This window comes from Thioclava sp. F1Mire-8 (genome assembly GCF_002213165.1).
GTDB lineage: Bacteria > Pseudomonadota > Alphaproteobacteria > Rhodobacterales > Rhodobacteraceae > Thioclava > Thioclava nitratireducens.
In genome coordinates this window covers 282,468-295,446 of the sequence record NZ_NBNY01000004.1, presented here as the reverse complement: position 1 = coordinate 295,446, position 12,979 = coordinate 282,468, and the positions used below count along the sequence as shown (strand labels likewise).

Sequence of the window (12,979 nt, the reverse complement as noted above, 5' to 3'; positions counted from 1 at the left end):
AGGCGGGGTCGGATCACGCGGCCTGACGATTTTCTGCCTCGATCTTGGCAAGTTTCGCCGCCTGACCCCAGAAGGCCATGTCGTCGAGCAGCGTTTTCGCCGGACCGTCGAGATGGTCGCCCAGTTCCGCGATCGGCGTGCCCTGCGAGGCCTTCACGAAATCAGCACCGCCAATGCTGACCGCACCCGCGACGGGCACCATGCCGAAATTGATCGCGACGAGGCGCAGATGCTCGACCGCGCGGGCCGCGCCCACGCCGCCATAGCCGACGGTGCCCAGCGGCTTGCGGCGCCAGCCCTCGAACGCGTAGTCGAAAGCGTTCTTGATCGTCGCGGGAATTGAGTGGTTGTACTCCGCCGTCACCACGATGAACCCGTCGAATTCCTTGAGCTTTTCGCCCCAAGCGCGCGCGTTCTCGCTGGTCACGGGTTTCGCGGCGGGCGGGCCTGCCTCGTCGAAGAAGGGCAGCGCGGCTTCGCGCAGATCCAGAACCTCGTAGCGCATGTCGTCGCGCGCCCCGATCTTGGTCTCGAACCATTCGAGCGCGCGGTCGGCGAAGCGACCTTCGCGGGTCGTGCCGACGATCAGGCCGATATTCAGGGTCTCGCTCATGTCGAACTCCTTTCCGGTATGTCGCACGGGAAGGCCCTCGGGGGAGGAAGGGCCACGGGGGGAGACGTGCTGTCCGTGTTGCGAGTTAACCTAAGAAGTAATCGCCCGCTTCCAACCGGGAGTTATGTGCGGATGCGAACGAGTGTCGCGCGTCAAATGCGGGAACCGCGCCGGCGGCGCTGCCCGTCTGCGCCGCATCGCCCGCTTACGCGATCGGCTCTTGCGGGTCGGCGCGCGCGGTGCTTTATCTGAGGCCATGAGCAAGCCTTCCGACAACCCCGCGGATCCCTTCAAAAAGGCGCTGGCCGAAGCCACCAAGACGATGGCCGACGCGCCCGACATGACGGTGAGCTACACGGTCGATCCTTCGGGAATGACCGCCGATACGATGCGCCTGCCGCAGGTTTCGCGCCGGATGAGCCGCGACGAGGTTCTGCTGGCGCGCGGCACGGCCGATGCGATGGCGATGCGCCGCCGTCACCACGACGCCAAGATCGACAGCCGTTACGCCCCGTCGGGCGAGTTGGCGAGCGCGATCTACGAGGCAATGGAGACCGCGCGCTGTGAAGCGTTGGGCGCGCGCGACATGCCGGGCACCCTGTCGAATATCGACGCCAAGATCGCCCATGAGGCAGAGCGCAAGGGCTACGCCCAGATTCGCGCTCCCGAGGAAGCGCCGCTCTCGGTCGCCGCGGGGTATTTCGTGCGCGAACTGGCGACCGGCCGGAAATTGCCGCCCGGCGCGGATAACGTGCTCGATCTGTGGCGCCCCTTCATCGAGCAATCGGCGGGCGACGATCTGGAAAACGTCAAACACGTCCTTGCCGATCAGGCCGCCTTTGCGCGCCTCACCCGCAAGGTGATCGCCGATCTCGGTTATGCCGATCAGTTGGGCGACGATCCCGACGAGGAGATGGGCGACGACGCCGAGGACGAGCAGGAAGAGAACGCCGACGAGGAACAGGGCGAAGAGCAGGCCCGCGACGAGCAGGAAGACGACGACGCCGAGGCCTCGCCCGAATCCAGCCAGGAAGCGCAGGACGACCAGACCCAGACCTCCGTCAGCTCCGACGATCTCGCCGATCAGGAAATGAGCGACGAGATGGATATGCCGCAGGCCGATGCGCCGCTGGAGCCGCCGCCGCCCCCGCCGCATTCGCAGGCCGACCCGAATTACGTGGTCTACACGACCGAATTCGACGAGGAGATCGCCGCCGAGGACCTGGCCGAACCGGCCGAGCTGGAGCGTCTGCGCCTTTATCTCGATCAGCAGCTGGACCCGCTGAAAGGAGCTGTCTCGCGGCTCGCCAACAAGCTGCAGCGCCGCCTGCAGGCGCAGCAGAACCGTGCGTGGGAATTCGACCGCGAGGAAGGGATGCTCGATGCGGGCCGCCTGGCCCGTGTCGTCGCGAACCCGACCACGCCGCTCAGCTTCAAGGTCGAGAAGGACACCGAGTTCCGCGACACGGTGGTGACGCTACTGCTGGATAATTCCGGCTCGATGCGGGGTCGCCCGATCTCGATCGCGGCGATCTGCGCCGACGTGCTCGCCCGCACGCTGGAGCGCTGCGACGTGAAGGTCGAGATCCTCGGCTTCACCACCCGCGCCTGGAAAGGCGGGCAATCGCGCGAGAAATGGCTTGCAGATGGCCGCCCGCAAAGCCCCGGACGCCTCAACGACCTGCGCCACATCATCTACAAGCGGGCCGACGCGCCGATGCGCCGGACGCGGGCCAATCTGGGCCTGATGATGAAGGAAGGTCTGCTGAAGGAGAACATCGACGGCGAGGCGCTGGAATGGGCGCATCGCCGGATGCTCGCCCGGACCGAGCAGCGCAAGATCCTGATGGTGATCTCGGACGGTGCACCGGTGGACGACTCGACGCTGTCGGTGAACCCCGCGATCTATCTGGAGAAACACCTGCGCGACGTGATCGCCATGGTAGAGCGCCGCCGCGCGGTGGAGCTGATCGCCATCGGCATCGGCCATGACGTGACGCGCTATTACCAGCACGCGGTGACGATCACCGATGTGGAGCAACTGGCGGGCGCCATGACCGAACAGCTCGCCTCCCTCTTCGACAGCGATCCGCGGGCCCGCGCCCGCTTCCTCGGGATCAAGAAGGCTATCTGATGTTTCAGGATTTCTCGGTGCAATCGCGCCCCGAACTGGGCCCGCCCCGGCTGGCGGCGCTGCGCGAAGCCATGTCAGCCGCCGGGCTCGACGGCTTCATCATTCCTCGGGCCGACGCACATCAGGGCGAATATGTCGCGCCTTGCGATGCGCGTCTGGCTTGGCTGACCGGCTTCACCGGCTCGGCGGGCTTCTGCATCGCGCTGCCCGAGATCGCAGGCGTCTTCGTCGATGGCCGCTACCGGGTGCAGGTACGCGCCGAGGTCTCGCTCGACCACTTCACGCCGGTGAGCTGGCCCGAGGTGAAACCAGCCGACTGGTTGACGGAAAACGCCCATGCAGGCGCCAAGATCGGCTTCGACCCGTGGCTGCACACCAAATCCGAGATCGCGAAGATCCGCGAGGGGCTTGAAGGCACCGGCATCGCGCTGATCGAGAGCGAGAACCTCGTGGACCGCGTCTGGGACGACCGCCCTGCCCCGCCCGCCGAGCCCGCCCGCATCCATCCGGCGGAATTCGCAGGCGAGACTGCGGCGGAGAAACGCACGCGTCTGGCCGAAGACCTGCGCGAAGAGGATATCGCGGCCGCCGTGCTCACCCTGCCGGATTCGATCTGCTGGCTGCTGAACATTCGCGGCGCGGATATCCCCCGCAACCCGGTGGTCCAGTCCTTCGCGGTGCTCTTCGACGACGGCACGGTGAAGCTCTTCGCCGATGACGCGAAATTCGACGCCGATCTGCGCGCCCATCTGGGCGACGGGGTCTCGATCCTGCCGCCCGACAGCCTGACCGCCGCGCTGGAAGCGATCGAAGGCCCGGTGCTGGTCGACCCCGACAGCGCGCCGCTCGCCGTCTCTCTGCTGCTGGCCGATCACGACACCAAGATCGTTGAGGCGCGCGATCCCTGCATTCTGCCGAAGGCGCGCAAGAACGCAGCCGAAATCGCGGGCATGGAAGCCGCCCATCTGCGCGACGCCACCGCGATGGTCGAATTCCTCAGCTGGCTCGACGCGGAGGCCCCGAAAGGCCAGCTGACCGAGATCGACGTGGCCACCGCCCTCGAGGGCTTCCGCCGCGATACCAATGCGCTGCTCGACATCTCCTTCGAGACGATCTGCGGCGCGGGCGGCAATGGCGCGATCGTCCATTACCGCGTGAACGAGGACACCAACCGCCCCGTGAAACCGGGTGAGTTGCTGCTGGTGGATTCGGGCGGGCAATATGTCGACGGCACCACCGACATCACCCGCACCGTCGCCGTGGGCGATGTACCGGAAGACGCCAAACGTCCCTTCACCCGGGTGTTGCAGGGCATGATCGCACTGTCGCGTACGCGCTTCCCGCGCAGCGTGGCGGGGGCCCATCTCGATGCGCTCGCCCGTGCGCCCCTGTGGGCCGAGGGCTGGGATTACGATCACGGGACAGGTCACGGCGTCGGCGCTGCGCTTTGCGTGCACGAAGGCCCCGCGCGGATCTCGCGCGTCTCGACCCTGCCGCTCGAACCCGGAATGATCCTGTCGAACGAACCGGGCTATTACCGCGAAGGCACATTCGGCATCCGGATCGAGAACCTGATCCTCACCGAAGAGGCCGGGGCCAAGGGCGACAACCGCGACCAGCTCTCTTTCTCGACGCTGACCTGGGTGCCGATCGACCGCCGCCTGATCGACATCGATCTGCTCGGCCCCGAGGAGCGCGACTGGCTCAACGCCTATCACGCCGAGGTTCTGGAGCGTATCGCGCCCAAGGTCAGCGAGGGCGCCAAGGCGTGGCTGCAAACCGCCTGCGCGCCGATCTGAGGCTGCGCGCACAGTATGCCGGGGATGCCTCCGGCGGGGATATTTTTACCAAGCCGAAAAGCTGGGTCCCCTCTTTCGTATTGGTCTAAATATCCCCCGCGGAGCGTCCCGCAGGGGCCGCATGCGCCGTCGTCTAGAGGTCGAGTACCGCCTTCGCCGCCCGCGCGATGACGATTTCCTCGTTGGTTGGGATTACGAGAACCCGAACCGCGCCCGCCCCGATCTCGCGCGCATTTTCGGCATTGGCGTCGGCATTGACCGCGACCCCGAGGAAGCCCAGACCGTCGCAGGCCTGCGCACGCACGCGCGCCGAGTTCTCCCCGATTCCGCCGGTAAAGACGATCCCGTCCAGGCCGCCCATCGCCGCCGCCATCGCGCCGATCTGGCGTTTGATGCGGAAGCAGAAATAATCGATCGCTTCTTTTGCCTTGGGATCGTCCGAGGCCTCGAGCGTGCGCATGTCGTTGGAAATGCCGGACATGCCCAATAGGCCCGATTCCTTGTAGAGCAGCGTCGAAATCTCGGACGGGCTCTTCCCCTCCTGATCCATCATGTAGAGCAGAATGCCGGGGTCCAGTTCGCCCGGGCGGGTGCCCATCGGCAGGCCTTCCAGCGCGGAGAACCCCATTGTCGAGGCGACGGACTGGCCGTTCTCGATCGCGCACATCGACGCACCCGAGCCTAAATGCGCCACGATCATCCGCCCCTTGTGCAACTCGGGCTCGGTCCGCGTCAGTTCGCCATTGATGAAATCATAGCTCAGCCCGTGGAAGCCGTAGCGGCGCACACCCTGCTCGTAATAGCGGCGCGGCAGCGCGAATGTGTCGCTGACGAAGGGATGGCCGCGATGAAAGGCGGTGTCGTAGCAGGCGACCTGCGGCGTGCCGGGGAAGGTATCGACCGCGGCACGGACACCGGCGAGGTTATGTGGCTGGTGCAGCGGCGCGAACGGGGCGAGCTTGGCCAATTCCGCCATGAGCGGCTCGGACAGGGGTTCCGGCGCGGCGTGGTCGATCCCGCCATGCACGATCCGGTGGCCGACCGCGATCACTTCCAGCCCGGGAAAGGCCGACTGGAAGGCCGCAAGCGCAGTGTGTAGCGCCGCCGCATTGGTGACGAAGTCATCTGGCGCGGAAGCGGGCAGCGGAAGCGGGGATCCATCGGGTCCGCTGAGTTTCATCGCCGCCTCGCGCCGTCCGATCCGGTCGACATGGCCAAGCGCGAGCGTCTCGAGGTCTTCCGAGAACAACCCCAGCTTCAGCGAGGACGAGCCGGAGTTCAGTGTCAGGATCGCACGGGTGCTCATGCGCGGCCCCCGCAGGTGCGGTGGTAGTGGATCGAGGCTACGGCGGCAGAGGCCAGCCGCGCCATCCCGCTATCGGAGCGCGAGTTCAGGATCACCGGCACCTTCGCGCCCAGCATCAGCCCCGCCCCTTCCGCGTGAGAGATGTAAGCGAGCTGCTTGGCCAGCATATTCGCGGAATCGATCCCGGGTGCGACCAACACCTCGGCCCGGCCCGCGACCGCCGAGCGGATGCCCTTGGTGCGTGCGGCGGCCAGATCGACCGCATTGTCCATCGCGAGCGGCCCATCGACTTCGCCCCCGGTGATCTGCCCGCGCTCTGCCATTTTCGACAGCAGCGCCGCATCGAGGGACGACGGGATCGCGGGCGTCACGGTCTCGACTGCAGACAGCACGCCCACTTTCGGCACCTCGATCCCGATCGAGATCGCCACGTCGATCGCGTTTTGCACGATATGCACCTTGGTCTCGAGATCCGGCGCGATATTGATCGCGGCATCGGTGACAATCAGCGGATGCACAACGCCCGGCACATCCATGACGAAGACATGGGTGAAGCGCTTGCCGATCCGCAGCCCGGTATTCTTGTCGAGCATCGGCTTCAAGAGCGCATCGGTATGCAGATGGCCCTTCATCACCGCGCCGGCGCGCCCCTCGTTGACCAGCTGCACCGCCATGCGCGCGGCATCGCGGGCGGTCTCGGCGGGCAGGATCTCGAACTTGGTCACGTCGCGGCCGAGCTCTTTCGCGACCGACATGATCTTTTCGGGATGGCCGATCAGCAGCGGCTCGATCAGGTGATGCTCGGCGGCGAGGAGCGCACCGTCGAGCGACACCGGCTCTTCGGGGCAGACGACGGCGGTGACCAGATCGGGCAGTGGCTCGGCCTTCTCTAGCAGTTTCTCGAAATGGCGATGGCGCTGGGAGATCAGGCCGGGCACTTCGAGCGCATCGAATTTCAGGTGTTTCTGCGGGGCATGGACCTCGGCCTCGCCCTCGACGATCAGCGCGTCATCGCCCACACGGCGCACTTCCGTCTTCATCCGCAGCAGCTCGCCGGGCAGCTTCTCGAGAACCTCGACGCGGGCGCAGAGCTCTTGACCCGCCATCGCGTGATCATGGAAGCGCAGGCTTTGCGCGCGGTAGAGCGTCCCCGGCCCCGGCAGCAGGTTGCCCAGGACCGCGGTGATCAGAGAGGCCACGAACATGCCCGGCGCGTAGGCCTCCTTCTGGCCGTCGCCATCGCCATCCTCGTCTTCGAGATGGACCGGGTTGTGGTTGCCGGAGGCGGCGGCGAAAACATAGAAATCGTCGGCAGTGCATAGCCGCTTCAATTCGGCTGACTGGCCGACCTCGATCTCGTCCCATTTCCGGCTCTCGAACATCATTGGCGCGCTCCTTCTTTTTCCTGCACTGCAAGTCTGCGAGACCTGCACGCTGCTGCCTAGGCAAAGATTCGCGACAAATCCTTGATCCGAGACAAAAACCGCCGACAATCCGCTGAAACCCTTTCACTCCCGCGCGGCTGAGCCTAAACCTTTGGCAGCAAGACATGGGAGGCGTTGCATGGCACTGGCAGAGGCGCTGGCGGAACTCGAAACTTTGCTGGGCGACCGGCTCGATACCTCGAAAGGCGCGCGCGACCAACATGGCCGCAACGAGACGTGGTTTCCCTTCTCACCCCCCGATGCCGTGGCTTATCCGACCAGCACCGAAGAGGTCAGCCAGATCGTCAAGATCTGCGCCGCGCATGACGTGCCGATCACGCCCTACGGCACGGGCACCTCGCTGGAGGGACACGCCGTGCCGGTGCGCGGCGGGGTCAGCCTTGACCTGATGAAGATGGACCGAGTGGTGGAGGTTCTGGCCGAGGATATGCAGGTCCGCGTCCAGCCCGGCGTGACTCGCGTGGCGCTGAACGAGGATCTGCGCGCGACGGGGCTGTTCTTCCCGGTCGATCCGGGCGCGAATGCCTCGCTTGGCGGCATGGCGGCGACCCGGGCGAGCGGGACGACGACGGTGGGCTATGGCTCGATGCGCGACAATGTGGCGGCGCTGGAAGTGGTGCTGGCCGATGGCCGCATCATCCGGACCGGCAGCCGTGCGAAGAAATCCTCCGCCGGATATGACCTGACCGCGCTGATGCTGGGTTCGGAAGGCACGCTCGGGATCATCACCGAATTGACGTTGCGCCTGCACGGCCAGCCCGAGGCTATCTCCTCTGCGGTCTGCGCCTTCGATACGCTGGAAGCGGCGGTCGAGACGGTGCAGATGACGATCCAGATGGGCATCCCGATGGCGCGGATCGAATTCGTCGACGACCTCACCGCGCAGATATTCAACGAGGCCAACGGCACCGATTTCCCCGCGAAACCGCATCTGATGATCGAGTTTCACGGCTCGGAAAGCGGTGTGGCCGAGGCCTCCGAGCGGTTCGGCGAAGTCGTGGCTGAAATGGGCGGCGCAGATTTCCAATGGGCGACGACGACCGAGGACCGCAATAAGCTGTGGAAGATGCGTCACGGCGCCTACCCCGCCACGATCGCACATCGCCCCGGCTGCATGGGACTGGTGACCGATATCTGCGTGCCGATCTCGCGGCTGGCAGAGGCCGTGGCCGCGACCAAGCGCGACATCATCGAGGCCGGGCTGATCGGTCCCGTTGTGGGCCATGTCGGCGACGGGAATTTCCACTCTGTCCTGCTGCTCGATCCCGAGGATAAGGACGAGTTCAAACGTGCCAAGAAAGTGGCCGCGAAGATGGCCGAACGCGCGCTCGAGATGCAGGGCACCGTCACTGGCGAGCACGGCATCGGCATGGGCAAGACGGGCTACATGCGCGACGAGCATGGCGCGGGTTGGGACGTGATGGGCCAGATCAAACGCGCGCTCGACCCGCAGAACATTCTCAATCCCGGTAAACTGGTGGAGCAGGACGAATGAGCTTCGAGACTCCGGACGCGCTGCCCCGCGCCTTCGCAAAAGCCTGGGGCGCGCGCGATGCGCAGGCGCTTGCGGGATTCTTCGCGGAAGATGCCGATTTCATCTCGCTGACGGGTGGAGTCGCCTCCGGTCGCACCCAGATCGCGGAGTTGTTCGCAGGCGAACTCGCCGGCGCCTTCTCGCGCGCGCGCCTGGTGACCGGCAAGGCCAAATCGCGCCCTGTCGGCGCCGAGGCAGCGGTCGTCCTGCAGCGCTTCGTCCTGACCGGGATCATCACCGAGAACGGCGCCGATGCCGGCCGCATCGGCTGCACGCTGGCCGCAACGCTGGAACTGACGCCGAATGGCTGGCAAATCGTCGCCGCGCAGTTCGTCGTGGAGGCGGGGTAAGCGGCGCTCCCCTACCCCTTCAGCAGGTCCAGCGCCGCAGCCTTCGCGGCGTCGGTGACTTCGGCGCCTGCGATCATCCGGGCGATCTCGTCGGTGCGCTCTGCTGTGGCCAGCGCGCGGACCTCGGACGTGGTCATGCCGTCAGTCACCGATTTCGCGACGCGGAAATGGGTGGCGCCACGGGCGGCGACCTGCGGAGAGTGGGTGACGACGAGGACTTGCGCCCCTTCGGCCAGCTTTGCGAGGCGGCGCCCCACGGCATCGGCGGTGGCTCCGCCCACGCCGCGGTCGATCTCGTCAAAGATCAGGGTTAGCGTATCGGTGCCGCGCGCGAGCACGACTTTCAGCGCCAGCAGGAAGCGCGACAGTTCGCCCCCGGAGGCGATCTTGTTGAGCGGGCCCGCCGGCGCGCCGGGGTTGGTGGCGACGGTGAAGCGCACGGTATCGGTGCCTTCCGGCCCGGGCTCGCCCTCGGACAGGCGCGTCTCGAACACGGCGCGGTCCATCTTCAGCGGAGCCAACTCGCCCGCCATCGCGGCATCGAGCTGCCCCGCGGCTTCGGCGCGCGCCTGCGACAGGGCCACGGCGGCCTTGTCATAGGTTGCACCGGCTTTCGCGAGGTCGGCTTCTAGCGCACCGATCCCCTCCTCGCCCGCGTCCAGCGCAGCAAGCTTCTCGCGCAGGCCTTCGGCGAAATCGGCCAGTTGATCGGCCAGCACGCCATGCTTGCGGGCCAAACCGCGGATCGCGAACAGACGTTCCTCGCAGGCCTCCAAGGCATGCGGGTCGAAATCGAGCGCATCAAGCGCGGTCTCCACGCCTTGGGCTGCCTCGCCCAATTCGAGGAACGCGCGCTCCAAGGCCTCCAGCGGCGCGTCGAGGCGCCCTTCGGCCCGGTCCGCAGCGCCCTGCAGCCAGCGATCGGCGTCACGCATCATCCCCTCCGCCCCTTCCGGGCCCAGAGCGGCAAAGGCGCGGGACACATCTTCGCGGATTTTTGCGGCGCCCTGCATCAGGCGACGCTGACCGTCGAGTTCGGCTTCCTCTCCGGGCTTGGGATCGAGCGAGTCGAATTCCTTCACGGCGTGGCGCAGGAATTCCTCTTCCTCTTTCACGGCCGCAAGTGAGCTACGCGCCGCCTCAAGCTTGCGCGCCGCAGCTGCGCGCGCTTTCCAGGCGGAGCGGGTAGCCTCCAGCAGCTCGGAATGGCCCGCGAAGGCATCGAGCAGCGCGCGGTGGCCGCGTTCGTTCAACAAGCCGCCATCGTCGGATTGACCGTGCAGTTCCACCAGCGAGGCAGAGACTTGCCGCAGCACGTCGCCGCTCGCCCGACGGTCGTTGATCCACGCGGTCTTGCGCCCGTCGCGCGCATTCACCCGACGCAGGATCAACTCGTCAGTTACGGGAATGCCGGCCTCGGCCAGCACGTCGCGCGCGGGGTGATCGGAGGGCAGTTCGAACACCGCTGTCACCTCGCCCTGATCGGCGCCCTGACGCACGAGTTCCGCGCGCCCGCGCCAGCCAAGGACGAAGCCCAGGCAATCGAGCAGGATCGACTTGCCCGCCCCGGTCTCGCCGGTCAGCACGTTGAGGCCGGGACCGAAGTCCAGCTCGAGCCTCTCGATAATCAGAATGTCGCGGATATCCAGCGAATGAAGCATGTCAGACCATGAGGGCCCAGATCAGAGCCACTTGCCCTGAATCACCTGTCGATACACGCTGGACAGCCACCCGTCGCCCTTCGCCTCGGGCTTCAACCCACGCCTTTGCAGCAGGTTGTACGCGTCCTGATAGAAGGGCGAGGACTGGAAGTTGTGGCCGAGGATCGCCGCGGCGGTCTGCGCCTGATCGGTGATGCCGAGCGCGAGATAGGCCTCCACCAGACGTTCCAGCGCCTCGGGCGTGTGGGTCGTCGTCTGGAACTGCTCCACCACAACGCGGAAGCGGTTGATCGCCGCCGTGTAGTTACCGCGCTTGAGGTAGTAGCGCCCGATCTCCATCTCCTTGCCGGCGAGGTGATCGAAGGCCAGGTCGAATTTCAGCATAGCCGACTGGGCATATTCGGAATCGGGGTATTTCTCGATCACGTCGCGCAGCGCCTGCAGCGCCTGGAAGGTCAGGCCCTGATCGCGACCGACCTCGTCGATCTGATCGTAATAGCTGAGCGCCAGAAGATACTGCGCATAGGCCGCGTCTTCGTCACCCGGATAGGTGTCGAGGAATCGCTGCGCCGAGGCGCGGGCTTCTTCGTAATTCTTCGCCTTGTGCTGAGCATAGGCTTCCATGATCAAGGCGCGCTTGGCCCATTGCGAATAGGGGTAAAGCCGCTCGACCTCGGAGAAATATTTCAGCGCGGTGTTGGGACGCCGCGGATTGCCGACCTCGAGCTCGTATTCGCCGCGCTCGTAGATTTGCTTGGCCGTGAAGTTTTCGAGGTTCGGTGCTTTGTTCGGATCAGGACCGCAGGCGGAAAGCGCCATAACAAGACCAAGAGCCCCGAGTTTCGCTGCCGCTAATTTGCCGCGCGCCATGCCCTGCCCCATCCCTCTTTCGTTGCCGGAGAAAGGCCCCGGACCCGTCAATCACTGCCCCGGTTCGGAGGCCGTTCGGCATGTCCTAGCACAGAAAAATCCGGGGCGCAAAATGCCTTTGCGGGTTTTGCGCCCCTTTTCCCGATGCCCGCGAACCCGTGACCGGGCCGCGATGCGTTCAGGCCGATGCCAGTGCCGCTGCCGAGCATACACCAGCTCCGGGCAGGCTGTAAGCCTGTGCGGGCGAGCAGGTTTCCCAGCACCACGCATCGGGGCGCGCAAACAGCGCCCGCAGAAGCTGGTTCGTCATCGCGTGACCCGCGCGGTTGCCGCGATAACGACCGAGGATCGGCGCGCCCGCGAGCGCGAGATCGCCAAGCGCGTCGAGCATCTTGTGGCGCACTGGTTCGTCCGCGTGACGCAAACCGCCGGGGCTCAGAACCTTGTCGCCATCGACGACCACGGCATTCTCGAAGGTGCCGCCGAGGCTCAGCCCCTTCTCGCGCATCGCATCGACATCGGCGAGGCGGCAGAAGGTGCGGCTGTCCATCAGCTCGCGCACGAAGGCGCCGTTGGCCATCTTGAGACGCTTGCTCTGACGGCCGATGGCGGCGTCGGTGAAGTCGATCGCGAAATCGATCTCGAGGCTGGCGGCCGGTTCGAGCCGCGCGACGGCCTTGCCGTTGCGCACTTCGACTGGCTTGAGGATGCGGATCGCGCGCAGTTCCGCGGCGAGGTGCCGCAGACCGGCTTCGCAGAACTCGGCGACGAACGGGGCCGAAGAGCCATCGAGGATCGGCACTTCAGGCCCGTCGAGCGAGATCAGCGCATTGTGAATGCCCGAACCGACGAGTGCCGCCATCAGATGCTCGATCGTCGAGACCTGGACGCCATCCTCGTTTTCGATCAGCGTGCAGAGCGTCGCGCTCGGCACGTTGCTCCACAAGGCGGGTACGCGGGGGTTCACGCCGGACACATCGGTGCGACGGAACACGATGCCATGGCCCGACGGCGCCGGATGCACATGCATCTCGACTGGGGCGCCCGAATGGAGCCCAACGCCGGAAAAGGCCACGGATTTGGCAAGCGTCGTCTGCACGATAGACCTCACAACTTTTTTCTCTGGCGATCAACGAACACACGGGTTCGGGAGCCGCAGCATCAGTTAGTCAGAGAGGGCGCGGTTAACAATTCACTCTTTGTAACGGCCTGAAACATTGCGACCGTGATCTGGCGGAACACCGCGTATGAGGACGTAAACCTTTGT

General features: G+C 65.7%; 10 protein-coding genes. 4 read left to right on the top strand and 6 right to left on the bottom strand.

All coding sequences use genetic code 11. From position 1 onward, the window contains the following. Positions 1-13 precede the first annotated feature (13 nt). Positions 14-613, bottom strand: a complete 600-nt coding sequence (locus tag B6V75_RS15030) for an NAD(P)H-dependent oxidoreductase (protein WP_088720222.1) — start codon at positions 611-613, stop codon at positions 14-16. A gap of 256 nt (positions 614-869) precedes the next feature. On the opposite strand from B6V75_RS15030, the gene cobT reads away from it, so the two are divergent. Together cobT and B6V75_RS15020 are read left to right on the top strand one after the other, a co-directional pair. Further along, positions 870-2,747, top strand: coding sequence for a cobaltochelatase subunit CobT (cobT, locus tag B6V75_RS15025; protein WP_075775737.1), 1,878 nt, complete (start codon positions 870-872; stop codon positions 2,745-2,747). Further along, complete coding sequence (locus B6V75_RS15020) at positions 2,747-4,546, top strand: aminopeptidase P family protein (RefSeq protein WP_088720221.1); 1,800 nt, start codon at positions 2,747-2,749, stop codon at positions 4,544-4,546. The genes cobT and B6V75_RS15020 overlap by 1 nt, the downstream gene beginning before the upstream one ends. Before the next feature lie 133 nt (positions 4,547-4,679). Here the strand turns inward: B6V75_RS15020 and B6V75_RS15015 are convergent, their stop codons facing one another. Continuing rightward, positions 4,680-5,852: an acetate/propionate family kinase gene (locus B6V75_RS15015; protein ID WP_088720220.1), complete on the bottom strand. Its 1,173-nt coding sequence runs from the start codon at positions 5,850-5,852 to the stop codon at positions 4,680-4,682. Then, entirely contained in the window at positions 5,849-7,237 is a 1,389-nt protein-coding gene (locus B6V75_RS15010) for a bifunctional enoyl-CoA hydratase/phosphate acetyltransferase (protein WP_088720219.1), read from the bottom strand. Before B6V75_RS15010 ends, B6V75_RS15015 begins: the two co-directional genes overlap by 4 nt. A 178-nt stretch (positions 7,238-7,415) precedes the next feature. Here B6V75_RS15010 and B6V75_RS15005 point away from each other — a divergent pair, with 178 nt between their 5' ends. Together B6V75_RS15005 and B6V75_RS15000 are read left to right on the top strand one after the other, a co-directional pair. After that, the gene (locus tag B6V75_RS15005) at positions 7,416-8,792 is read left to right on the top strand and encodes an FAD-linked oxidase C-terminal domain-containing protein (RefSeq protein ID WP_088720218.1); all 1,377 of its coding nucleotides are present in this window, start codon (positions 7,416-7,418) and stop codon (positions 8,790-8,792) included. Continuing rightward, a complete protein-coding gene (locus tag B6V75_RS15000; RefSeq protein ID WP_075775597.1) occupies positions 8,789-9,181 on the top strand; it encodes an SgcJ/EcaC family oxidoreductase in 393 nt (130 codons plus the stop codon). The genes B6V75_RS15005 and B6V75_RS15000 overlap by 4 nt, the downstream gene beginning before the upstream one ends. Positions 9,182-9,192: 11 nt before the next feature. Here B6V75_RS15000 and recN read toward each other — a convergent pair whose 3' ends face one another. From recN to lpxC, 3 genes are all read right to left on the bottom strand, one after another. After that, a complete protein-coding gene (gene recN, locus B6V75_RS14995) occupies positions 9,193-10,842 on the bottom strand; it encodes a DNA repair protein RecN (RefSeq protein ID WP_088720217.1) in 1,650 nt (549 codons plus the stop codon). Between the two features lie 21 nt (positions 10,843-10,863). Next, a complete protein-coding gene (locus tag B6V75_RS14990; protein WP_075775738.1) occupies positions 10,864-11,712 on the bottom strand; it encodes an outer membrane protein assembly factor BamD in 849 nt (282 codons plus the stop codon). A 178-nt stretch (positions 11,713-11,890) separates the two neighbouring features. Continuing rightward, the gene (gene lpxC, locus B6V75_RS14985) at positions 11,891-12,811 is read right to left on the bottom strand and encodes a UDP-3-O-acyl-N-acetylglucosamine deacetylase (protein ID WP_088720215.1); all 921 of its coding nucleotides are present in this window, start codon (positions 12,809-12,811) and stop codon (positions 11,891-11,893) included. Between the last annotated feature and the right edge of the window lie 168 nt (positions 12,812-12,979).